Here is a 21,811-nt window from a genome sequence, read left to right as displayed (position 1 = left end):
ACGAACGGTTTTACCCCTCTCAGATGTCGCGGTCGTGGAAGCGAACGACGCTGAGAAACAGCAGGAGGAGCGTGACAGCGAAAAGCAGGAGCGAGTCACCGACGTAGATGTTCTCGTGGAGTAGGATCTCCGTCGGGTCGATGTACCGCGTCGGGCTGACGTCGCCGAGCCACTCGAGGTCGGTGCCGACAGTGACCGAATCGAGGAGAAAGAGCAGGAAGACCGTCGCGATGCCGCCCAACTGCGCGGTGTTGCCGCGACTGAACGTGACCGAGAGCAGTTGGCCGATGCCGAGACAGACGAGGTGGTACGGAATCGAGAGCACGTGCACCGCGAGCAGGTAGACCGGGTCCAGCGGGTAGTCGATCGCGACGGTGCTGGCGAAGACGACGAGGGGGATCACGAGATTGAGGACCAAAAGCGGCGTCAAGAGCGCGATCGTCTTCTCGAGGACGACCCGCGTTCGCGACACCGGCGTCGCGAGGACGAGATAGAGCCGTTTCGACTCGATGTCACCGGCGAACGTGCCGCCCGCGGCGTACGCCATATAGAGGCCGAGCAGGAGAATCCAGATGAACTGATACAGTTCCGCGGCGATGAAGCCCTCGATGGTCGAGTAGGCTTCGACGCCGAGTCCCTCCTGAAACGACTCGGGGAACGCCTCGATCAGCGCGTCGATGTCGGCGCCCGCCTCGGCGATCGAGGGGTAGAGATAGACGATAAGGATCGAGAACGCGCCGAGCAGCGCTGCCAGCGCGAGCGACCCCCGGACGCGCTGTCTGGCCTCGTAGCGGGCCGTGTCAAGCCGCATCGTTGCGCTCCTCCGTTCGCTGCGGCCCGCCGTAGTAGTGCATAAACACCTCTTCGATCGGCGGTTCGTCGATCTCGACGTCGACGATCCGATGCTGCGAGAGCGCCTCGAACAGTTCGTCGTAGTCGCCGGTGAAAGTGAACTGCGCCTGTCGACCCTCGGCCTCGAAGTCGACGACGCCGTCCAGGCCGAGGTCGGCTTTCGTCAGCGGCGGATCGGTGTGCACGCGGACCCGTTTGCCCCCGCGCTGGAGGAGGTCGTCGACGGTCTCGACAGTGACGAGGCGACCCTCTCGAATGATTCCGACCCGATCGCAGACGCGACGGACCTCACCGAGGACGTGCGAGGAGAAGAAGACCGTCAGTCCGTCATCGCGCTCCCGACGAAGAAAGCGGTTGAACGCCTCCTGTTTGAGCGGGTCCAACCCCGACGTGGGCTCGTCCATTATCACCAGATCGGGATCGTGCATAAACGCCTGGACGAGCCCTAGCATCTGTTTGTTCCCCGTCGAGTACTCGCGGATCTTCCGCTCCAGCGGCGGCGTGAACAGTTCGAGCAGTTCCGCGCGCCGTGAGTCACCCTTCAGTCGCGCCTGGTAGTCGAGGAACACTTCGCCCGTGACTGAGCCGTTGAACGCCGGCTCACCGGGGAGAAAGCCGATTCGGGACTTCACCTCGCGCAGCGCGTCCTGATCCCGAATGTCGGCGCCGAACAGGGTCGCGGTGCCAGCGGTCGGCGATTGGAATCCCATCAGTTGCCGGATCGTCGTCGACTTCCCGGAACCGTTGGGACCGAGATAGCCGAATATCTCCCCGCGCTCGATCGAAAATTCGAGGTCGTCGTTCGCCAGGGTGTCGCCGTAGGCCTTCGTCAATCCCTGGACCTCGATCGTCGCCATCGTCTTCTCATTCCTGTCACTGGGCAATAAAACTCTGTCAGAGCGGCGGCCTCCTCACACCGGACGATGACCGGGACCGTTCCCTCCGACCCCAAGTCACCTGAACGCTTTTACACGCTCGCGACGACGTTGTCGACGTGTCAGAGTCGCTCCAGGTGGAACTGAACGGGGAGACAGTCCACGCGATCGACGCACCGGACGCACACACCGTCAGCGGACCGTTTCACATCTATCTCCGGAACGCCGGTGGCCCCGTGCACGTCCACATCCACCTCGACGACGCCCTCTCGGAGGTCGCGCGGATCGACGCCGTGAACCACTACGTCGAGGGTGAGGAGACGATCCGGATCCCGGTCGGCGTCGCCGCGGACCGAGAGCAGGTCAGCGGGCGACTCAAGATCGTCTCGGGCTACGGCGCCGAGATGGAGTACGTGAACGTCGTCGTCGAAGCCAACTCGTCTGGGGGTTCGAGCGGCCGGCGTTCTCCGAGCAGCCAGCGTTCCCCGAGCAGTGACGACAGCGCACGTCGGAGCGTCGAGAGCGCGGAGGCGCGGACGCCGCAGGACCCGGAAGCGTCGGCGGCTTCGAGCGGGGCGGATGATGCAGCATCGACGACCGGCGCAGCGTCGACGGCCGACACAGGCACGGCCGAAAGGCGCACAGACGGGGTGTCTGGAGGGTCGACGACCGACGCGAGGGCGTCGCAGTCGACGACGAATACGACGACCGACACCGGAAACGGCGCGTCAGGCGGCGGTGGGAACCGGAAGGCGACTAAACCCGCCACCAGTGGGGGGCGTCGCCAACCCGCCCGCTCGGAGTGGAAACAGCGAGCGCGCGCGGCCGCCGACGAGGTCCAGCGTCTCGTATCGGAAGCCGACGTCGCGCCCCGAGAGGGCCTGGCGTTCGGCGCGCTCACGATTGTCGCGCTCGTCGTCGGCCTCGGTGTGATCACGACGGTCGGCGAGGCCCTCCTGACGCTCGTCATCCTCGTGATCCTCGCGGCCGTCGTGGCGACCGCCGGCTGGCTGTTGTTTCAGTGATCGAGGTTACGACGCGGCGCGTGCGCTCGGGCCGCACCGCTCGGCGGAGTCGCTCACCGTCTCCAGCACTCCCCGCTTACTGCAGATACGACGGTTCCTCCGCGTCGCAGTTCTCCTCGTGAGCCTTCGCGTCTGTCTCGTCGTCGAGCAACAGTCCGCACTCGTCGCACTGGTACCACGTCTGCCCGTCCCGCTCGACGGTCGACACCATATCGTGCGAGAGGATGCCACGATTCAAAACCCTTCCCCCGCGGCGTCCGGCGACCCCGGGCAAGACAAAAGACCGGGCGCGCCGAAGCAGAGGTATGAACGCGGACGAGGGCCTCGAACTGACCGTTCGCGGGGCCGAAAAGCGAGACGCCGGCCGAGGCATCGCTCGGCTGCCGGAACCGGCGCGGCGGCGACTGGGCGTCCTCAGCGGCGACACTGTCGTGGTCGCAGGCGAGCGAGAAACGGTGGCGAAAGTGTGGCCGGCCGGCGGGGACGTGCCCGACCACGTCGTCCTCGTCGACGCCGACACCCGAGCGAACGCCGGGGCGAAGATCGACGAGACCGTTCGCGTCCGGAAAGTCGACGTCGAGGGCGCCGTCTCGGTGACGCTGTCGATGCCGGGCGACGTCGCCTTCGAGGACGACGAGCGCGCGGTCGAACTGATAAAGCGGGCGATCCGCGACCGGCCGATCAAACCCGGCGGCCAGATCCACTTCGAGTCGCTGAGCGACGACCCGTTCGTCGTGAGCGAGACGACCCCCGACGGGATGGTCCGCGTCACGGACGCGACGAAACTCCGATTGACGCGCGAAGGCAGGCTGAGTCGCGTCGTCTCCTCGATCTCGGGGAGCGATTCGGCCAGCGGCACACCGACTTCCGCCGGCGACGACCAGCGCGGTCGCACGAGCGGGTCGGGGTCGACGCCGACAGTCACCTACGAGGACATCGGCGGCCTCGACGAGGAACTCGACCTCGTCAGAGAGATGATCGAACTCCCCCTCTCGGAACCGGAGGTGTTCGCACATCTGGGGATCGACCCGCCGAAAGGCGTGCTGTTGCACGGCCCGCCCGGGACCGGCAAGACGCTCATCGCGAAGGCGGTCGCAAGCGAGGTCGACGCGACGTTCATCGACGTCTCCGGCCCGGAGATTATGTCGAAGTACAAGGGCGAATCCGAGGAGAAACTCCGCGAGAAGTTCGCGCAGGCCCGCGAGAACGCGCCGGCGATCGTCTTCTTCGACGAGATCGACTCGATCGCGGGTAAGCGCGACGACGGCGGCGACGTCGAGAACCGCGTCGTCGGACAACTGCTCTCGCTGATGGACGGACTCGACGCCCGCGGCGACGTCGTCGTGATCGGCGCGACGAACCGCGTGGACACGCTCGATCCCGCGCTGCGGCGCGGCGGGCGCTTCGACCGCGAGATCGAGATCGGCGTCCCCAACGAACAGGGGCGCCGCGAGATCCTCGAAGTCCACACCCGACGGATGCCACTGGCCGACGACGTCGACGTCGACCGCCTCGCCGCCCGGACGCACGGCTTCGTCGGCGCCGATCTCGAATCGTTGACGACGGAGGCCGCGATGATCGCGCTGCGTCGCGGTCGCCGCGAGGACGTGAACGCACCCATCGCGGATCTCCAGGTGACTCGCGCCGACGTCGAGGCCGCGATGGCGGCGGTCGAACCCTCGGCGATGCGAGAGTACGTCGCGGAGTCGCCGACGACGACGTTCGCGGACGTCGGTGGGCTCGACGATGCGAAGCGGACGCTCGAACGCGCCGTGACGTGGCCGCTGACGTACGGCCCGCTGTTCGACGCCGCAAAGGCGGACCCGCCGACGGGCGTACTACTACACGGCCCCCCTGGAACTGGAAAGACCCTCCTTGCGCGGGCAATCGCAGGCGAGAGCGGTGTGAACTTCGTCCAAGTGGCCGGCCCGGAACTCCTGGATCGCTACGTCGGCGAGTCCGAGAAAGCGGTTCGCGAGGTGTTCGAGCGCGCCAGGCAGGCCGCGCCCTCGATCGTCTTCTTCGACGAGATCGACGCCGTCGCGACGAACCGCGACGCGGCGGGCGGCGACTCCGGCGTCGGCGAGCGCGTCGTCTCCCAACTGCTCACCGAACTCGACCGACTCGCCGATCAGCCGAACCTCGTCGTACTCGCGGCGACGAACCGGAAGGGCGCGCTCGATCCCGCACTGCTCCGACCCGGTCGCTTGGAATCGCACGTGCACGTCCCCGCCCCGGACGAGGCGGCCCGCCGTGAGATCCTCGACGTCCACCTCGACGGAAAACCGCTCGCGGACGACATCGATCGCGACGAGCTGGCGGCGATGACGGACGGCTACTCCGGCGCTGACGTTGCCGCCGTCGTCCGCGAGGCGTCGATGCGGGCGATCGAGCGCGTCGCCGACGCCTACGAGGGCGAGCTCGCGAACGAACACGCCGACGAGGTGCGCCTGACGCGCGAGGACTTCGAGGGAGCGCTCGACGCCGTCGAGCCGTCGGCGTGAGAGGTCGCGGGCGACCGCGTTCGACCGCTTTCCACCGAGATCAGTCCCAGAAGGACTGCGTCCGGGCGTACTGGCGCTCCTGCTCGAGGATGTCGCGGTAGAAGTCGGCCTCGTCTTCCCGTAGCTTCCCGATGATTCTGGCGGCGGTCTGTGGCCCCACGCCGCGGGCCGCGAGCGCGATGACGGCCTGTTTGCCGTGGCTCTGAACGAGGCTCGCCGACCGATACGCGCGCTGAACGAGACGCTCGGACTCGTCGTCGCGGTCGTCGGCGTCCGCGCGGACCGCGGTGACGGTCTCCTCGTCCCAGGGGTTCAGACACGCGATGCGGGTCGCCCCGCACTCCGGGCACTCTGGCTGGTCGCGGACGCGACGCACCTTCGTCTCCCGCTCCCAGTCCGCACAGTGCAGACAGAGCAGGCGCACGCGGTCGTTCCGGATCCGTTCTTTCACGGCCTCGATCACGCTCGCGTCGGCGTTCTCCGGAACGAGGAGTTCGCGCCCGCTGGACCGGCCACCGGTCCCGATCGGGGTACGCTCGCGGGCCGTCTCCAATCGAGCGTCCGCCTCGTCACCGCGGAGCCGATCGAGCAGCTCCGCAGTTTCGTCGACCGCGAGGTCGACGTGGAAGACCTCCCTGACGGCCTCGTCGTAGACCGGCGTGTCTTCCAACGCGGCCAGCAGCCGATCCGCGCCGAAGCGCTCGCGGCCCTGATAGCGCTTGAGCGCGCCGAACTTCGCGGCGACCTGCGCCAGCGTGAACTTCAGCGCGTCGGAGTTCTTCAGCGCGAGTTCGAGGACGGCTTCGACGTGGTTCGGATCGGTCGTCTCTAACACCTCGGTGACGTCGCGGAGGGACGCACGCGTCGGCACTTCGAGTTCGATCCGATACGGGCTGACCTCCATCCCGACGGACGAGCCGGTGCGCTGGCCGACGAGCGCCGCGAGCAGCCGCCCGAGCGTCTCGTTCACCCGGTGCCCGTAGCAACTGTTCACGACGACGGTCCGGGCTTGGCCTTCGACGACGAGCCGGTCGGCGGTCGGGATCGGATGGCCCGTCTCGACCTGCCGCTCGATCGGGTCGAGCGCGGCCGCGAGCGTGTCGACGTCGGTCGGGTACCGAGCGCTCAGATCGCGGGCGACCGCCTCTCTCGACGCGCCGCGCTCGAACTGCCCGGCTGCAACGTCGCGGATCTCGCCCACCTCGTTCGCGACGCGGGCTGGGACCGGAATCTCGGAGCCGGTCCAGGAGGGCACCTCGCCGCTGGGATCTTCGATCGGCGTGACGTTCACTCGCGCCTCGTCGTCGTCGATGTCGTTGATGCGCCACATCTCGCCGCGCTGGACGAACGCGGCCCCCGGCTCGGCGAAGTTGACGACGAAACGCTCGTCGAGCGTACCGATCTGCCCGCGCGAGGAGATGTCGTGGACCTCGTAGGTCTCCTCGTCGGGGATCATCGAGAGGTTGGCGTAGAAGTACTGCCAGGTTCCGCCGGATTTCTCCAGGCGGTCGGCGTCCTCCTCGAGCCAGAGCAGTCGGTTCTTCGAGAGTTCGCGCACGACCTCTCGGAAGGTCTCCTCGTCGAGGTCCGAGAACGGATACGCGGCAGTCACGAGCTCGTAGGCGCGGCGGGCCGAAACCTCGCCCTCGTCCATCACGACGCCGACGATCTGGTTCGCGACGGTGTCGAGGCTGGCGTGGTGGATCCGCGCGGGTTCGACCTCGCCGGCCTCCGCGCGCCGGGCGATCGCGAGTGCTTCGAGCGTGTCGTCCGGTTCGGAGGTGACGAGCGTGCCGCGGGAGACCTCGTCGCGGCGGTGGCCGGCGCGCCCGACGCGCTGGAGGAGCCGCGAGACTTCTCTCGGGCTCCCGTACTGGACGACGTGATCGACGCGCCCGACGTCGATACCGAGTTCCATCGACGACGTGCAGACGAGCGCGTCGAGGTCGCCGGCCTTGAAGCGGTCTTCGACGTCGATTCGGACGTCTTTCGAGAGGGAGCCGTGGTGGACCTCGATCGGTTCGTCGAGCTTCTTGAACCGCGAGCCGAGCGCCTCCGCCGTCTGCCGCGTGTTGACGAACACCAGCGTCGATTCGTTGTCGCGGACGATGTCGCGAATCACGCGGACGTGGCTCGCGATCTCGGCGTCGGTCGCGAGCTGGCCCGCCAACTGCTCGTCCTCGGGCGTCACCTCGGGGTGCGTGACGGTAAAGGAGACATCGCTGCCGACGTCGACCTCGACGATCTCGAAGCCCCGGTCGCCGGTGAGGAACTTCCCCACCTCCGCGGGCGACCCGACGGTCGCCGAGAGGCCGATCCGCTGGAACGGCCCCGAAAGCTCTCGTAGGCGTTCGAGACCGACGGTCAACTGCGCGCCCCGCTTCGCGGAGGCGAGTTCGTGGACCTCGTCGACGACGACGTGACGAACGTCCGAGAGCGCCCGGCGGAGCTTCTTGCCCGTCAGCATCGCCTGGAGCGTCTCGGGCGTCGTGACGAGGACGTCCGGCGGATCATCGGCCTGCTTCTGCCGCTGATACTGCGTCGTATCGCCGTGTCGGACGTCGATCTCTACATCCAGGGTCTCGCCCCACCACTCCAACCGTTGGCGCATATCCCGGTTGAGCGCCCGCAACGGAGTGATATACAGCGCGGAGAGCCCCTCACGGTCTTCGGAATCGGAGCGAACGATCGCGTCGAAGACGGGCAGCATCGCCGTCTCTGTCTTTCCAGTCCCGGTTGGGGCGATCACGAGCGCGTTCTCCCCCGAGGCCAGCGGCGGGATCGCGCGGCGCTGTGGCTCTGTCGGCGTCGTGAATCCGCGCTCGGAGAGCGCCCTTCGAACCGACTCGCCGAGCGCCGTGAACGCGTCCATCCCCTGCGCTGACGTGCCGTCAGCCATCGCGTTCACTACCGGCGCGACCGGATTAAGGGCAGCGTTCGGACGCCGAGCCGCCCAGGTGAGAACTGCTTATAGGGATTATCGTAACTGTTCGGAGATTCTCGCCGTACTGTCCGGCGAGAGATCTATGAGGACTTACGATAATCCCTATTATACTGTCGGACAGCAGTTCGTGAATGATGTTGGCACCCACGGGGTGCCAATGATTTTCACATCGTTCTGTCCGACAGTATTACTCGCCGAGCAATCGAAGGCCTCCACCGAGCGCGACGACGAGGCCGCCGAGGAGGAACGTTCCGGGAAGCGGAATCACGAACACCAATACGCCGGCGAGCAGCACCCTGCTTGACATTCGCATACATATTATTGCCGCCGAAGACGGAAAAACGAGGCGCCGACCAGCCTGGACCGAGGTGCCACACCAGCAGCCGGAGTCAGCGTTCGACCCACGACGGTTTTTGTCCGCGAAGCGGACAGTTGTCGTATGGGTCCCCGACGAACGTTCTGGCTCGCCCTCCTCACGTACGGCCTGCTCTCGATAGCGACGTTCGCACCGACGGCCAGCGCGTCACAACCGGGATCGGTCGCCGGAACCGTCGGCAGCGCGGTCCTCGTTGCTGGCGCCGGCTACGCGCTCGTCGAGCCCGAGCGAGCTGGCGGCCCCGAGGGGTGGAACCTCGTCGTCGTGGCGGCCGTCACGGGAGCGGCCCTCTTCGCGCTGGGTGTACTCGTGGGCGCAGTGTAGGGCGCGGCGCGTCCGGCCCAGCCTGCCGACACCTACACCGATCGGTACGGCCCCAACCGTGTGCCGTCGAGGAGATACGCGTCGGTGTCGGCGTCGACGAGCGCCTCGGGGAGGAACGGCGCGAGAAAGCCCTGTCCGTCGACGTTCACCCACGTCCCGCCCGACCGGTCATTGAACGCGGGCACGATCACGAGTTCGGGGTCGTGCCAGTCGAGGTCTTCGACAGCGAGATGCAACTGCTCGGCGAACGGCTCGGGCCGGAGCGGTCCACGAAGCCACGCGCGCTCTTTGCGCCCGCCGCCGACGGTGTCTTCGAGCCGGACAGCGGGGTGTTCGTGGCCCATACAGACCACGTCGCTCTCGACGACCTCGCGGGACGGCCAGGTGTGGCCGTGGACGAAGCCGACGCGACCGAGACGAACGCCGCCGCTTTCGCTGACGGTGAGTCGGTTGCGGTAGTCGTCGGCCGCGTCGCCCGCGCCGTCGTCCGAGCCGAACCGCTCTGCGACGCCGCCGTCGTGGTTCCCGCGGACGAGCGTCACGGGCACGCGGTCGAGAACCGCCGCCAGCAGGTCGTCGAGTTCGTCGGCCTCCTCGCCCTCGGGATTCCCGATCTGGTGACCCAGATCACCGAGGACGACGAGTCGGTCCGGATCGACCCGGTCGAGGAGGCCGAGCAGGCGCACGCGCCGGACGGCCGCGTTGCTGTCGAGTTCGACGCCGCGCTCGTATCGGAGGCCGGCCTCGATGCCTGCGTGGTAGTCGGCGACGACGAGCGCCGCTTCGTCACCCAGGCGGGCGACAGCGGCCGGGGCTCCCGGGACGGGCTCGACGAGCGGCCGCTGCGCTGTGCCGCCGGTGGCGGAGCCGTCCGCAGAAGTCCCTGTCGGGGCGAGTGAGCCGGCGGCCGCGTCGGCGTCGTCGGACGCCCCGGAATCACGCGGCACGGCTCAGATCGCCTTCAGGCTCCCTTCGGCGGGCTCGTAGCACTGGCCGCTCATCAGCGCCTCCTGGATGGCGTCCTCGACGTCGTCTGGGTCGGCGCCGTACTCCTCGACGACCGTCGCGACGACGGCCTCGCGGTCGGCCCCGTCGCCGTCGTCGAGATCGGCCATCACGGACACCGCGGCGTCTTCGAGGTCGACGTCAGCGGCCGATTCCTGTGCCGTGTCGTCGGCATCAGCCGCGGGAGCCGCGTCCGGTTCGGCGGACGGCTGCTCCGGCGCGGAGTCAGGGGCGGACTCCGCAGCGGGCTCTGCAGGGGCTGTGTCGTCCGCATCTGCCGTGAGCGAATCGCCTGCGTCCGATGCGGTGTCGTCGGCCGTGGCTGCCGTCTCCTCGGCCGGACTGCCTTCCGATTCCAGCTCGTCGACGTCCGGCACGTCGATGTCCGCTTCGCCGGGCTCGTCGACCTCGTTGCCGGTCGAGAACTCGGTGCCGAACTCGGCTTCGATCTCTGCGCGCTCGTCCTCGTCGAGTTCGTACATCTCGCCCTCGTCGAGGCCGGCGTCGGTGCCGGCGGCGGCGCTGGCGTCCGCCTCAGTATCCGAACCGAACTCCGAATCGGTCTCGAAGTCGGACGCGGACTCGCTCTCGCTCGTCGCTTCGTCAGCGAGATCAGCATCTCCGGCGTCGGCGCCGAAGTCGCCGAGATCGTCCGTTCCGCCCAAGTCGTCCGTTCCGCCCAAGTCGTCCGTTCCGCCCAGATCGTCTGTTTCGGTCGACCCTGTGTCTGGTGTCGCCTGCGTGTCGGCAGACGTGCCGTCGACGTCAGCGTCTGCGGTTCCGGCGTCCCTGTCGACCGCGTCAGCTGCGTCGGTCGCCTGGCCAGCGTCCGCCGCACCCGTCGAGGTCGTTGTCTCCGAGGCGTCTGTCGCGGTTCCGGTGGTCTCTGTATCGGCCGTAGAGGTCTCCGCGTTGGGGGCGGCGCCCGTGTCGGTGGCTTCGGCGCCTTCCTCCGATGCTGTGTCCGCCGGCGTCGCGTCCGCGGATTCTGGCGCGGACGACTCGGTCGCGTCGGAAGCAACGGAGTCGGCTGCGGCCTCAGTATCGGTCGATGCAGCCGACTCCGCCGTGACCGACGCAGCAGTGTCTCCCGGTGCGGCCGACGCGGCCGCGACGGTCGGCAGCGGGCCGAGTTCGTCCGGTCCGGCTTCGTCGGGGGCGACCGACGGCGTCTCGACGGAGTCGCGTTCGTCGGCGACCAGTTCGAGCGCCTGCACGGCCATCGTCCGCACGGCTTCGAGGTAGTGTTCGGTCGGTTCGTAGTGATCGACCGCGAGCGCGACACCCTGGGCGAGCGCGGCGTCGACGCCACGCGATTCGAGCGCCGCGCGCAGGTCCTCGCCGCGGACGTCCATCGTCAGCGCGGCCGCGGTCGTCGCGACGCGTTCGAGCGTCGCCTCCGCGGCGGCGACGACCCAGCGGTCGCGCGTGTCCGCGTCGACCTCGTTGAGGCTCTCGGGGCGGACTGAGGTGAAGATTCGATCGGAGTCGTCGGGCTGGTACGTCCGCGCTTTCCCGGTGAGCGAGACGAAGCACGGCGGTGCGGCGCGGTCGAGAAAGCCCATCGCGTCCGGCTGATACTGGCCCGCGTAGGTGACGAACACGCCCGTCGGATCGGCGATCCGACCGCGGACGATGTCGTCGTTGACCTGTTCGACTTCGGTGAGTGCGCCGACGGCGAACAGGCGGTTGATCCGCGCGCCGGTGGGCGTCACGACGTAGTTGGGCGCGCGCTCCTCCTCGCCCTCAGAGTACGAGAGCGTCGCGTCGTCGAACTCCGCGGCGAAGAGGCGTCGAGCCACCTCACGGCGGTTCTCGGCGTCGCTCACGGCCGCACCTCCGTCAACAGCGCAGTCGCACGCGCGGCCGGATCCTCCGTCGAGCGCTCGAACTCGCTCGCCTCGACGCTCGCGCCGTAATCGTCGACCGAGAGGTTCCCCCGGACGCGGAACTCGTGGCCGACGACGGTCTCTCTGATCTCGTCGGCGACGACTTCCTTGTCCATCGCGTCGCGGGCGGCCGCCATCGCGTCTTCCATCGTGCCGCCGTAGAGGTCCTCGGTAAGTTCGCGATCGAGGATCACCGTCACCGTCCCGGTGCCGTCGTCGACGATCGCTTTCACGCGCATATCGTCTTCCCCGTCGACGTCGCCGTGGACCCGGCACTGGCCGTTCTGGAGCACGCGGCCGCAGTCCGGACAGCGCTCGATGAGTCCCGAGCCGTCGCGGACCTCGAGGACGTTGCCGACGAGTTCGACGTCGAACAGGCCGCCGGAGGCGACCGCCTCGGCGACGTGCATCCGCGGCGCGTCGTCGTCGACTTCGACCTCGCGCGCGAGCGGGGTGATTGTCGTGAACTCAGAGAGGTTCACCTGCGGGACGCCGCGGAACTCCCGAACGTACACGTCCTCGAAGCGGAAGGCGTGACCCTCGCGGAGTTCCGAGCGGGCCTGCCAGTCGGTGAAGGGGAGTCGCCCGGTCTCGTCGGCGACGACGCCCGAGCGGATGGTCGTCTCCCCGCTCCGTCCGTCGATGACGCGCTCCTCGGATTCGAGCACGCGAACCTCGACGTTGCGGCCGCGGTCGCCCGATCGGAGGTCGACGAGAGCGGTGTCGCCGCCGATCTCGTAGGGTACTTCGACCGGTGTCGTCTCGACCGCGACGGTCGACGATTGGCCGATGTTCAGTTCCGGTTCGCCGTCCCACTCGCGGACTCCCGCGTTGCCGACGGTGATCGAATCGCCGGGCTCGAAGCCGAAGTCCTCCCAGGCCGTATAGGAGAGTTTCCCCGTCGCATCCGCAAACTCTCCCTCGCGGATGACTTGCTCTTCGCCCTGATACTGGATCGAGCGCCGACCAACCGAGAGCACGCGGACCGTCACGGTGACGTTGCCGTCCTCGGTCGTGACGTCGGCGACGTCTTTCGTCGTCGGGGTCGCACCGCCGCCGTCGTCGCCGCCGTGTTTCCGGCGGATGCTCTGTTTGGCTTCCTCAATCGGGACGCTGTACGATACGAGATTCTCCAGGTCGGATTTGACCTCCGCTTTGTCAACCCCGAGGGCGGAGGCGAGCTCCTCGGCGTGTTCGTCTACGTCCATCGTCGGTGGGACTACAGCCGCCTGGGATAAAAAGGGTCGCGGGGTCGGAAGCTCCCAGCGCGTCGCTGGCAACGAGCGCGGACAGCGCCCTGATTAGCCCTCGCTGTCGATCTCGCGGGAGACGTAGATGACGAGCGCGAGGGGGACACCGAGGACGAGCGCGAGGGTCAGTCCGCCGAAGGCCGCGAAGCCGAGCGGCGTCGCCGGAAACGGGACGACGAAGAGAAACATCGGCTGTTGAAGCCCCTCGACGAACGTCGCGGTCAGAAATCCGACCGCGGCCCCCACGGCGACGAGCGCGGCGTACAGTCCGAGGACGAATCGACTCCCGCTGCGCCCACCGGCGTCGCCTTCGCGGCTGTCGTCGCCAGGCTGGTTCGAGATGTCGGTCTCGCTCACGCGTTGCCCTCGGCGACGCGGGCGGTTAAGCCACCCGTTCACGATCGTTGCCAGCCAACCGACGCACCTTTGACCGCGCGCACCGAAGAGGTGATATGAGCGATAGGGACCTCCTCGGAGTCGTCCTCGGTGCAATCGCCGTACTGATGTTCGCGACCGGACTCTTCCTCGCCGTCTAACAGACCGCCGGTCGAGTCTCCTTTCTTGGACTGCGAGCCCACAGGCAGAGTCGTACGTAGCGCGCTGGCTGCGACACCTGAAGACCGACCGACAGCGCGGCCGCTAGTCGAAGGTAAAAACGTGAAGAAGTAATCGAGCGGTTCAGGCGTCGTCGCGGTCGTCCGCGTCGCCTTCGGGCTGACCGCCGTCGGTCAGCGCCGTCTCGTCGCTCTCTTCTCCACCGTCAGCGATCGCCGTCTGCTGTTTCTTGTCGTACCAGTCCCACTCGGCCGTGTAGAGGCCGGATTCCCGAAGGTTCCACGGGTCACCGTCCTCGACTTTCGGCCCTTCGAGCCACGACTGGACGAAGTTCCAGACGAAGATGACCTGTCCGGCCAGCAGCAGCAGCGCACCGACAGTCGCGAGCTGGTGCATCGTCGCGAACTGCGGGAGGTACGTCGCATAGCGGCGCGGCATCCCGCCGTAACCGAGCAGGATCATCGCGAAGAACGTCAGGTTCGTCCCGACCATCGTGAGCCAGAAGTGCGCCTTGCCGAGCGTCTTCTGGTACATCCGATCGGTGTACAGCGGGAACCAGTAGTACAGTCCCGAGAACACCGCAAAGCCGATCGCACCCATAATGACGTAGTGGAAGTGCCCCACGACGTAGTAGGTGTCGTGGAGGACTAAGTCGACCGGGATGGACGCCAGGAAGACGCCCGTGACGCCGCCGATGATGAAGTTAGCGACGAAGCCGACCGAGAACAGCATCGGCGTCGTCAGGCGGATCCGGCCGTTCCACATCGTCGTGATCCAGTTGAACGTCTTCACCGCGCTCGGAATCGCGATGGCCAACGAGACGGCCATAAACGAGGCCCGAAGTCGCGGGTCGATGCCCGTCGCGAACATGTGGTGCGCCCAGACACCGAAGGAGAGCACCCCGATCGCGAGCGTGGAGTACACGACGAACTTGAACCCGAAGAGGCGGCGTCCCGAGAACCGCGGGATCACGTAGCTCACGATCCCCATCGGCGGGAGCACCAGGATGTAGACCTCCGGGTGTCCGAAGAACCAGAACAGGTGCTGCCAGAGGATCGCGCCGCCCTCACCGGAGAAGAACGTCGTGCCGAAGTTCCGGTCGAAAAGCAGCATCACGAGCGCGCTGCCGAGAAGCGGGAACGCGAACAGGATGAGCCCCGACTGCGTGAGGATCGTCCACGAGAAGATGTCGAGGTTCGCCCACGAGACCTCGTCGCCGCGCTCGGTGAAGATGGTCGCGATGAAGTTGATCGCACCCATCGTCGCCGAGACGCCCGAGAGGTGCAGGCCGAGCAGCATCAGATCGACGCCGGCGTTCGCTTGATTACCGGCTCCGACACCCGCCGACAGCGGCGTGTACATCGTCCAGGCAGTCTGTGCCGGGAGCACGTCCGGAAGCGGGAAGAAGCCCGCCCAGATGAGCAGTGCCGCCGGCGGCAGCAGCCAGAACGCGATGGCGTTGATCCGCGGGAACGCCATATCGTCTGCGCCGATCAGAAGCGGCACCAGATAGTTCGAGAACGCCGCCAGAATGGGCGTCCCGAACAGGAACAGCATCGTGATGCCGTGACTCGTCAGCAGCGAGTTGTAGAACGTGTTCGAGATGAGCGACATCCCGGGGTCGAAGAGTTCGACCCGCATCAGAACGACCATCAGGCCGCCCACGGTGAACGCCGTGAGCCCGTACGCACCGTACAGGATTCCGATGTCCTTGTGATCGACTGTCGTTAACCAGCGAATGATACCAGACGGTTTCTCTTCGGAAACGTAGCTATCCTGCTGCCCGTACCCGCCGCCCCCAGCGATCGGGCTGTACGAGCGCCAGTTTTCGACCCGCGCGATCCACGCGGCGACGGCAACGAGGAGGATCCCCATTAGAACCGTCAGTGCTAACTGTCCGTTAACCTCCATAGGGGTGTCTGAGTAACGGAAGGTAATGAAAGGTTCGGGACGCCGTGACGGCCCCTCCGAATCAACTCACATCGCAGGCGCTGATCGAGCGGTCCAGCAAAGAGGAAGAAGTCGATTCGAAGCGCGTTAGGCTTCGTCTTCGCTCGCAGCGTCGTCGGTGTCGGCCTCGCCTTCGACGGCCGCTTCGGGCTCTTCGTCTTCGTCGAATTGATTCATCAGTTCGCCGTCTTCGCCGAGCGGTTTGGCACCCTCGACGCCTGCCTGGCCGGGCAGGTAGAGTTCGCCCGTCATTTCGCTTCCGGCGACGGCACGCCCGGCAAAGTACGTCAGAATCGCTAGCAGTACGAACGGAACGGCTACTAGTCCGAACTGAAGCGATGACGCGAGCGGGTCGACCCCGAACGGTGTGACCACGGCGAAAGCGACGATGAAGAACGCCATGATGAACAGCGGGACCATATTGACCGTCAGGTCGAGCAGGGTATCCCGATCGAAGATCTTGTTCGCCATAGGTGGTTCTTCCGGTGGAGAATAAAATAGGTTATTGATTCCGTGCGATTCGAGCCCACCTCAGCGCCGGGGTCTCGCCGCGCCCGGTCACAGCGGTTCGGCGCGTCGGCCGACTAGTACGTCGGTTCCTCAGTGTCCTGTGCGAAGAGCGACCCCGCGAGACCGCCAGCGACGAGGATCACGGCAGCGGCGATGATCGCGAACCCGCGGTCGGGGAGGTTGATGCTGGTGTAGATGAATCCCAACCCCAGCGCCGCGAGCGGGATCGCGACGACGACCATCGCGCGCCACGGCGTCCGCGCGTAACTCGATTCTGTTGCCATCCCAGCCACGCTCCCGCCGAACAGGAGCAACCCCCCGACAGAGAGCGGAAACAGCCCGAAGAGGATTCCGAGTTCCGCAATCGGAACCCCGAGCGCGATGAACAGCGGCCACGGGCTCGCCATCCGATACTGCTCCGAAAGTCCCGGTTCAGCGTCCATTATCGGCGCTACGTCCCGAGAGGTACAAAGGGCTTCGATTTGTGCCAGGAAGTCGACGGGACCGAGCCGTAATCCGGAAAGAACACCTTTTTCGACGCAGATCGTAGATTCATAACCGATGGGACTGGAGGAAGAGATCGACGAACTCCGCGAGGAGATCGCGAACACGCCCTACAACAAAGCCACCGAGGAGCACATCGGCCGGCTGAAGGCGAAACTCGCGGAGAAGAAAGAAAAACTCGAAAATCGATCCTCCAGCGGCGGCGGTCACGGCTACGCGGTCGAGAAGACCGGCGACGCGACCGTCGCGCTCGTCGGCTTTCCGAGCGTCGGCAAGTCCACGCTGATCAACGCGCTCACGAACGCCGACAGCGAGGTCGGCGAGTACGAGTTCACGACGCTCGACGTCAACCCCGGGATGCTGAAGCACAACGGCGCGAACATCCAGATCCTCGACGTACCGGGCCTCATCGAGGGGGCCGCCGGCGGGCGCGGCGGGGGGAAGGAAGTGCTCTCTGTCGTCCGCACCGCCGACCTCGTGGTCTTTATGCTCTCGGTGTTCGAGATCGAGCGCTACGAGCGCCTACAGCGGGAACTTTACGACAACAAGATCCGCTTGGACACGTCGAAGCCGAACATCACGATCTCCAAGCGCGGGAAGGGCGGCATTCAGGTGACGACTTCCGACGACGTCTCGCTCGACGACGACACGATCGCGAGCGTCCTTCGCGAGCACGGCTACGTCAACGCCGACGTGACCGTCCGCGGCGACATCACGATCGACGAACTCATCGACGGCATCATGGACAACCGCGTCTACCTGCCCTCGATCGTCGCCGTCAACAAGGCGGACCTCATCGACCGCGACTACCTGCCGACGGTCGAGGAGAACCTCCGCGACGTCGGCGTCGATCCCGAGGAAGCGATCTTCATCAGCGCCGAGGCCGAGAAGGGGCTCGACGCCCTCAAAGAGAAGGTCTGGGAGGCGCTCGGCCTGATCAGAGTGTATATGGACAAGCCCGGTCGCGGCGTCGACTACGACGAACCGCTCGTCCTGATGGAAGGCGAGAACACCGTCGACGACGCACTCAGAAAGCTCGGCGGGACGCTCGACGAGCGGTTCCGCTTCGCCCGCGTCACCGGCCCGAGCGCCAAGCACGACGAACAACAGGTCGGCCGTGACCACGAACTGCAGGACGAGGACATCCTGCGCGTCGTCGCCCGGAAGTAACGCTTTTTTCGTCCGCTGGGAGACTGCTTGGCGTGCCCTCCACGAAGCAGTCACTGGCTATCCTCGGGATCGTCACCGCGCTCCTCGGTGGGGCGTACGTCGCTGGCATATTCGACTCTCGACCACCCAGCGATCCGACAGCCGAACGGTTGGCCCATCAGGCGGCGAACGCGACGGCGGAGGTACCCGCCTACTCGTTTACCGTCGGTGGGAGCGTCACCGTCGAAGGCGGCGGCGACGAGAAGCAAGCGAGCTACTGGGGCCACGGCGGATTCAATCGCTCCGAGCGCAGGTATCGGATCGAGATCGGACTCGCAGACGACCGTGAGACACGATTTCTGCAGGGACGGACGCGCTACACGCCGTGTCCGTACTCGCGGTACGTCAACGTCGCGAACGTCTCCTATGCGACGGAACTCCCACAGAACCGGTCGTGGACGACTTACACGATCCTCGGCGGTCAGCGGCAACTGTTCGAGTTCGCTCGCGTTTACGATCGGGGTACGAGCACCGTCGGCGGAGAAGCAGTGCGCGTCGTCGAGGTCGTGCCCGACCAGTCGAAACTCGCCTCGGTTTCGCTCTCGGTCTCCGGCGAGGGGGACGTCGAGCAGTTGAACCGGAACGCGGACGAACTCCGCGCGATGCTGTATCTCTCACCGGAGACGCACCTGCCGCGCCGCGTCGTCGTCCACCGCGAGCGTGGTGGATTCGGGCGGCCATCGATCGAGGAGCGCATCGTCTACGACTTCACGTACGGTTCGAACTCCGTCGAGCGTCCGCCTCGAACAGTCGACAACGAGAGTGCCTGTCCGACCCCGTAGGCGGACGCTGACCGTGTCCTTCTTGCGGATACGGCACGGAGTGGAGCCGTGTCTCGCACCACCGCACGAACCGTCGCCGTCCTCCTCGCGCTCCTCGTCGTCCCGTGGTCGGTGCAGGTCTTCAGCGGCCGCGACGCCACGTTCCTCTTCGCGTGGGGGCTGTTCAACACGAACCCCCTCTCGGTGACGACGCTCTCGGACTTCCTGTTCGTGTACACGCAAGGACTGCCAGAGTACATCCTCGCGTGGCCGCTGTCGGTCGTGTTGTACGCGCTCGCGCTCGTGAGCGCCGTGATCGGCTGGCGGACCGGTCGCGAGGACCCGCGGGTCACGGCGGGCCTCCTCGTCGTGGCCGCGATCGCGCAACTCCGACTCGCGTGGGGGTTCTCCGTCCAGCCGGCGCGAACCGCGTGGCCGACCGGCACGGCGGCGTTCCTCGTCGTCGTGTGGTGGTGTTACTGGCCGCGGGTCCAGGCGCGGTTTCGACGCCAGTTCGACGCCTCGTGAGCGGGCCGGCCCTGTCGAATCGGCGTCCCCGAGCCCGCCGGGGGGCCGCTTCAGCACCCTTTTTGCCCGCGGCGTCCGTCCGTTCGCGTATGTCTGGAGTACTCGACCACGTGATGATGCGCGTCGAAGACCTCGAGGAGTCTCTCGATTGGTACACGACGCACCTGAACTACGAGGAGAAGGGCCGCTGGGAGGCCGACACCTTCACCAACGTCTACCTCGGCCCCGAGGAGATGCACGAGGAAGGTGCGATGCTCGAGCTCACCTACAACCACGACGACCGGACCTACGAGATGGGCGACGCCTGGGGCCACATCGCCGTTCGCGTCCCCGAGGGCGAACTCGAAGCCCACTACGAACAGCTGATGGAGGAAGGCGTCGAGGACTACCGCGACCCCGAGTCCTGTGGTGGCAGCTACGCGTTCGTGAAGGACCCCGACGGCCACGAAGTCGAAATCGTCCAGCGCGATCCCGATCAGGGCGCGAAGTGGAGTCTCGACCACACGATGATCCGCGTCGAGGACGCCGACGAGGCGCTCGGCTTCTGGACGCGGAAGTTCGAGTACGAGCACACCAGTCGCTGGGAGTCGGATACCTTCGCGAACTACTTTATGAAGCCCGAGGGCGCCGCCGACGCCGCGATGTCGGTCGAACTCACGTACAACTACGACGGTCGCTCGTACACGATGGGCGACGCCTGGGGCCACCTCTGCGTGCGCGCGGACGACCTCCACGACTACTGGGACACGCTGATGGAGCGCGAGGCCGAGGACTACCGCGATCCCGCCTCCTGTGAGGACCGCTACGCGTTCACGACAGACCAGGACGGCCACGAGATCGAGATTCTCGAACCCTAAGCCGAAGCGTCGGTCGGACGCAATCGCCACACGGAACGACAAGGGATTTATTCGTCAGATCCGTTCAACTGCATATGCCCGGGTTGCTCTCCGACGCGCTCGCGTGGGTCGTGATCCTGACGTTCGCCGTCGGAGTGCTCTCGGAAGACCGAAATCAGCGGCTCGCGCGCTATGCGACCGTCGCCGCGTGGGTCGGCTTCGCCGTCTTCTGGCTCCAGTTAGTGCCGCACTTCGCGTTCGTCCACAAGAGCTACGTCGAGGGCGTTCTCGCGGTCGCGGCCGTCCCGGCGTCGCTGTACACCGGCTACCTGCTGTGGAACGGCCGCGACTCGCTGTACGTGCTCTCGCGGGCGGTCGCAGTGATGGGGCTGATCTACCTGCCCTTCGAGACGATCCCGGCGTTCTCGCTGCTCGGTGTCGCCGTCCCGGCCCCGCGCGGCGTCCTGATGGAGACCGTCGCCGCACAGACCGGCTTTCTCGTGAATGCGCTCGGCTACCACCCCGAGATGATCGTCGGCGAACAGGGCTATCTGAACACGTTCCTGTTCTTCGACGGCTCTCATCGGCTGACCGTGGCGGTCGTCCTCGCGTGTACGGGGCTCGGGAGCATCGCCATCTTCGCCGGCCTGATCGCTGCGGTGAAGGCCCCGTTGCGCCGAAAGCTTCGCGCGATGGCCATCGCCGTGCCGATCATCTACGCGCTGAACCTCCTGCGGACGACGTTCATCACGATCGCCTTCGGCAAGCAGTATATGCAGTGGTTCGTCGACGAGATTATGTTCCTGTTCGGTTCGTCGGACCCGTATATGGTCTCGTTTTTCATCTCCGATCGGATCATCAGCCAGATCCTCGCGGTCGTCGTCCTCGTCGGAATCACCTATCTGGTCGTCCGCGAACTCCCGGAACTCCTGACGGTCATCGAGGACATCCTGTTTATGCTGACCGGCGACGAGTACGACCTCGAATCCGAACTCGGACTGGAGCGGTCAGGGGCCTGATCGACGAGCGAACCCAGAAGAATCGGGTCCGCTACACTTCGTTTGCTTCGAGCACGTCGGCCGGCGCCCCGCCGAGCGTCGCGAGCGCGTCGGACTCGACGTGGTGGAGGTCGCCGGGGATCACGAGCAGGTGAAGCGGGTCGCCGAAATCCGCCGTGGCCAGCTCCGAGAGTCGGTCGGCGACGACTGTCGGCTCTGGGCTCCCGGCGCGAGCGACGACGACGCCGAGCACGTCCTGCCAGTCCGCAGCGAGCATCTCCGCGGCGACGTCGGCGCTCATATACTCCTCGCGCTCGGCCTTGATATCGAGATAGACCACGGTGTGGAGGCCGCGCTCGCGGTTCGCCTCGATCGAGTCGACGACGCTCTGGGGGACGCCGTCGGCGCCGTGCGCGTACGGGAACGGCAGCGTGACGGCCTTTCCGAAGCGGTAGTTCTGGAGCCCTGTGAGTCCGCTTGCGGCCGTCTGTGCGGTGACGCCGTGGATCACGCGGGTGTCGATGCCGCGCTCGATCGCGCGGAGCCGCAGGTCGACGTGCGTCGTCGAGATCATCGTGTCGCCGGCGGTGAGGAACGCGACGTGTTCGTCTTCGGCAGCGTCGAGAACGTCTTCGGGATGTTGCTCGACGCCCGCGCGGTCCCGGACGTCGATGTCGATATCGTGGTACGCCGACAGTTCGTCGACAGTCGCCCCCACGAGGTGGCTCGTGTAGAACTCGGCGACCGCCCGGTCGGCGTCGGCGAGCGCCTCTCGGCCCTCGACGGTGATCGAGCGCTCGTCGTACAGTCCGAGGCCGATGAAGGTGAGCATACCTCGTCTGGGCGGGCGGTGCCTATAAACCGCGTGAATGTCCGTCCAGGCGGGGGAATGCGGTCGGTTCGGCGGTACTCTTTT

20 protein-coding genes and 1 pseudogene are annotated in these 21,811 nt (G+C 66.5%); 8 read left to right on the top strand and 13 right to left on the bottom strand.

What is annotated here, in order from left to right:
* Positions 1-19: 19 nt before the first annotated feature.
* A complete protein-coding gene (locus NO362_RS07855; protein ID WP_256544796.1) occupies positions 20-811 on the bottom strand; it encodes an ABC transporter permease in 792 nt (263 codons plus the stop codon).
* Positions 801-1,709, bottom strand: a complete 909-nt coding sequence (locus tag NO362_RS07850; RefSeq protein ID WP_256544795.1) for an ABC transporter ATP-binding protein — start codon at positions 1,707-1,709, stop codon at positions 801-803. Before NO362_RS07850 ends, NO362_RS07855 begins: the two co-directional genes overlap by 11 nt.
* Before the next feature lie 137 nt (positions 1,710-1,846).
* On the opposite strand from NO362_RS07850, the gene NO362_RS07845 reads away from it, so the two are divergent.
* The gene (locus NO362_RS07845) at positions 1,847-2,752 is read left to right on the top strand and encodes a DUF7524 family protein (RefSeq protein WP_256544794.1); all 906 of its coding nucleotides are present in this window, start codon (positions 1,847-1,849) and stop codon (positions 2,750-2,752) included.
* 76 nt (positions 2,753-2,828) lie between these two features.
* Here the strand turns inward: NO362_RS07845 and NO362_RS07840 are convergent, their stop codons facing one another.
* Complete coding sequence (locus NO362_RS07840) at positions 2,829-2,963, bottom strand: DUF7128 family protein (protein WP_255410140.1); 135 nt, start codon at positions 2,961-2,963, stop codon at positions 2,829-2,831.
* A 94-nt stretch (positions 2,964-3,057) separates the two neighbouring features.
* Between NO362_RS07840 and NO362_RS07835 the strand changes: the two genes are divergently transcribed.
* Positions 3,058-5,256 (top strand): AAA family ATPase, encoded by a 2,199-nt coding sequence (locus NO362_RS07835; RefSeq protein WP_256544793.1) that lies wholly within the window; start codon positions 3,058-3,060, stop codon positions 5,254-5,256.
* Positions 5,257-5,296: 40 nt separating this feature from the next.
* Here NO362_RS07835 and NO362_RS07830 read toward each other — a convergent pair whose 3' ends face one another.
* A complete protein-coding gene (locus tag NO362_RS07830; RefSeq protein ID WP_256544792.1) occupies positions 5,297-8,155 on the bottom strand; it encodes a DEAD/DEAH box helicase in 2,859 nt (952 codons plus the stop codon).
* 232 nt (positions 8,156-8,387) lie between these two features.
* Positions 8,388-8,513 (bottom strand): hypothetical protein, encoded by a 126-nt coding sequence (locus NO362_RS07825; protein WP_256544791.1) that lies wholly within the window; start codon positions 8,511-8,513, stop codon positions 8,388-8,390.
* 126 nt (positions 8,514-8,639) lie between these two features.
* On the opposite strand from NO362_RS07825, the gene NO362_RS07820 reads away from it, so the two are divergent.
* The gene (locus NO362_RS07820) at positions 8,640-8,900 is read left to right on the top strand and encodes a hypothetical protein (RefSeq protein ID WP_256544790.1); all 261 of its coding nucleotides are present in this window, start codon (positions 8,640-8,642) and stop codon (positions 8,898-8,900) included.
* A gap of 32 nt (positions 8,901-8,932) precedes the next feature.
* Here the strand turns inward: NO362_RS07820 and NO362_RS07815 are convergent, their stop codons facing one another.
* From NO362_RS07815 to NO362_RS07785, 7 genes are all read right to left on the bottom strand, one after another.
* Positions 8,933-9,694, bottom strand: a complete 762-nt coding sequence (locus tag NO362_RS07815) for a metallophosphoesterase (RefSeq protein WP_256546617.1) — start codon at positions 9,692-9,694, stop codon at positions 8,933-8,935.
* Positions 9,695-9,850: 156 nt separating this feature from the next.
* Positions 9,851-11,734: a hypothetical protein gene (locus NO362_RS07810; protein ID WP_256544789.1), complete on the bottom strand. Its 1,884-nt coding sequence runs from the start codon at positions 11,732-11,734 to the stop codon at positions 9,851-9,853.
* A complete protein-coding gene (locus NO362_RS07805; protein WP_256544788.1) occupies positions 11,731-13,002 on the bottom strand; it encodes a Single-stranded DNA binding protein in 1,272 nt (423 codons plus the stop codon). The genes NO362_RS07810 and NO362_RS07805 overlap by 4 nt, the downstream gene beginning before the upstream one ends.
* Positions 13,003-13,095: 93 nt before the next feature.
* Positions 13,096-13,386: a DUF7520 family protein gene (locus tag NO362_RS07800; RefSeq protein WP_256546616.1), complete on the bottom strand. Its 291-nt coding sequence runs from the start codon at positions 13,384-13,386 to the stop codon at positions 13,096-13,098.
* A gap of 336 nt (positions 13,387-13,722) precedes the next feature.
* Positions 13,723-15,474: a cbb3-type cytochrome c oxidase subunit I gene (locus NO362_RS07795; RefSeq protein ID WP_256546615.1), complete on the bottom strand. Its 1,752-nt coding sequence runs from the start codon at positions 15,472-15,474 to the stop codon at positions 13,723-13,725.
* A 162-nt stretch (positions 15,475-15,636) separates the two neighbouring features.
* The gene (locus NO362_RS07790) at positions 15,637-16,020 is read right to left on the bottom strand and encodes a DUF6684 family protein (protein ID WP_115821743.1); all 384 of its coding nucleotides are present in this window, start codon (positions 16,018-16,020) and stop codon (positions 15,637-15,639) included.
* 113 nt (positions 16,021-16,133) lie between these two features.
* Positions 16,134-16,502: a DUF7541 family protein gene (locus NO362_RS07785; protein ID WP_256288176.1), complete on the bottom strand. Its 369-nt coding sequence runs from the start codon at positions 16,500-16,502 to the stop codon at positions 16,134-16,136.
* Positions 16,503-16,620: 118 nt separating this feature from the next.
* Between NO362_RS07785 and NO362_RS07780 the strand changes: the two genes are divergently transcribed.
* The 5 genes and pseudogenes from NO362_RS07780 (at position 16,621) to artA (ending at position 20,916) form a co-directional block, all read left to right on the top strand.
* Positions 16,621-17,733, top strand: coding sequence for an OBG GTPase family GTP-binding protein (locus NO362_RS07780; RefSeq protein ID WP_256288175.1), 1,113 nt, complete (start codon positions 16,621-16,623; stop codon positions 17,731-17,733).
* Positions 17,734-17,765: 32 nt separating this feature from the next.
* Positions 17,766-18,554 (top strand): hypothetical protein, encoded by a 789-nt coding sequence (locus NO362_RS07775; RefSeq protein ID WP_256544787.1) that lies wholly within the window; start codon positions 17,766-17,768, stop codon positions 18,552-18,554.
* A gap of 45 nt (positions 18,555-18,599) precedes the next feature.
* A pseudogene (locus tag NO362_RS07770) lies at positions 18,600-19,061 on the top strand (TIGR04206 family protein); the annotation flags it as partial.
* 89 nt (positions 19,062-19,150) lie between these two features.
* Entirely contained in the window at positions 19,151-19,918 is a 768-nt protein-coding gene (locus NO362_RS07765) for a VOC family protein (protein WP_256544786.1), read from the top strand.
* A gap of 74 nt (positions 19,919-19,992) precedes the next feature.
* Positions 19,993-20,916, top strand: coding sequence for an archaeosortase A (gene artA, locus NO362_RS07760; protein ID WP_256544785.1), 924 nt, complete (start codon positions 19,993-19,995; stop codon positions 20,914-20,916).
* A 31-nt stretch (positions 20,917-20,947) separates the two neighbouring features.
* Here artA and dph5 read toward each other — a convergent pair whose 3' ends face one another.
* Positions 20,948-21,727: a diphthine synthase gene (gene dph5, locus NO362_RS07755; RefSeq protein ID WP_256288170.1), complete on the bottom strand. Its 780-nt coding sequence runs from the start codon at positions 21,725-21,727 to the stop codon at positions 20,948-20,950.
* Positions 21,728-21,811: the final 84 nt, after the last annotated feature.

Source organism: Halobellus inordinatus, assembly GCF_024498335.1.
GTDB classification, from domain to species: Archaea; Halobacteriota; Halobacteria; order Halobacteriales; family Haloferacaceae; genus Haloquadratum; species Haloquadratum inordinatus.
This window is presented reverse-complemented; position numbering and strand designations above follow the sequence as displayed.

Coding starts and splice junctions, on each gene's coding strand:
- NO362_RS07785 (WP_256288176.1), bottom strand. CDS start 16,502: ATGGACGCTGAACCGGGACTTTCGGAGCAGTATCGGATGGCGAGCCCG.
- NO362_RS07780 (WP_256288175.1), top strand. CDS start 16,621: ATGGGACTGGAGGAAGAGATCGACGAACTCCGCGAGGAGATCGCGAAC.
- NO362_RS07825 (WP_256544791.1), bottom strand. CDS start 8,513: ATGCGAATGTCAAGCAGGGTGCTGCTCGCCGGCGTATTGGTGTTCGTG.
- NO362_RS07765 (WP_256544786.1), top strand. CDS start 19,151: ATGTCTGGAGTACTCGACCACGTGATGATGCGCGTCGAAGACCTCGAG.
- artA (WP_256544785.1), top strand. CDS start 19,993: ATGCCCGGGTTGCTCTCCGACGCGCTCGCGTGGGTCGTGATCCTGACG.
- NO362_RS07835 (WP_256544793.1), top strand. CDS start 3,058: ATGAACGCGGACGAGGGCCTCGAACTGACCGTTCGCGGGGCCGAAAAG.
- NO362_RS07790 (WP_115821743.1), bottom strand. CDS start 16,020: ATGGCGAACAAGATCTTCGATCGGGATACCCTGCTCGACCTGACGGTC.
- NO362_RS07850 (WP_256544795.1), bottom strand. CDS start 1,709: ATGGCGACGATCGAGGTCCAGGGATTGACGAAGGCCTACGGCGACACC.
- NO362_RS07805 (WP_256544788.1), bottom strand. CDS start 13,002: ATGGACGTAGACGAACACGCCGAGGAGCTCGCCTCCGCCCTCGGGGTT.
- NO362_RS07820 (WP_256544790.1), top strand. CDS start 8,640: ATGGGTCCCCGACGAACGTTCTGGCTCGCCCTCCTCACGTACGGCCTG.
- NO362_RS07830 (WP_256544792.1), bottom strand. CDS start 8,155: ATGGCTGACGGCACGTCAGCGCAGGGGATGGACGCGTTCACGGCGCTC.
- NO362_RS07795 (WP_256546615.1), bottom strand. CDS start 15,474: ATGGGGATCCTCCTCGTTGCCGTCGCCGCGTGGATCGCGCGGGTCGAA.
- dph5 (WP_256288170.1), bottom strand. CDS start 21,727: ATGCTCACCTTCATCGGCCTCGGACTGTACGACGAGCGCTCGATCACC.
- NO362_RS07840 (WP_255410140.1), bottom strand. CDS start 2,963: ATGGTGTCGACCGTCGAGCGGGACGGGCAGACGTGGTACCAGTGCGAC.
- NO362_RS07855 (WP_256544796.1), bottom strand. CDS start 811: ATGCGGCTTGACACGGCCCGCTACGAGGCCAGACAGCGCGTCCGGGGG.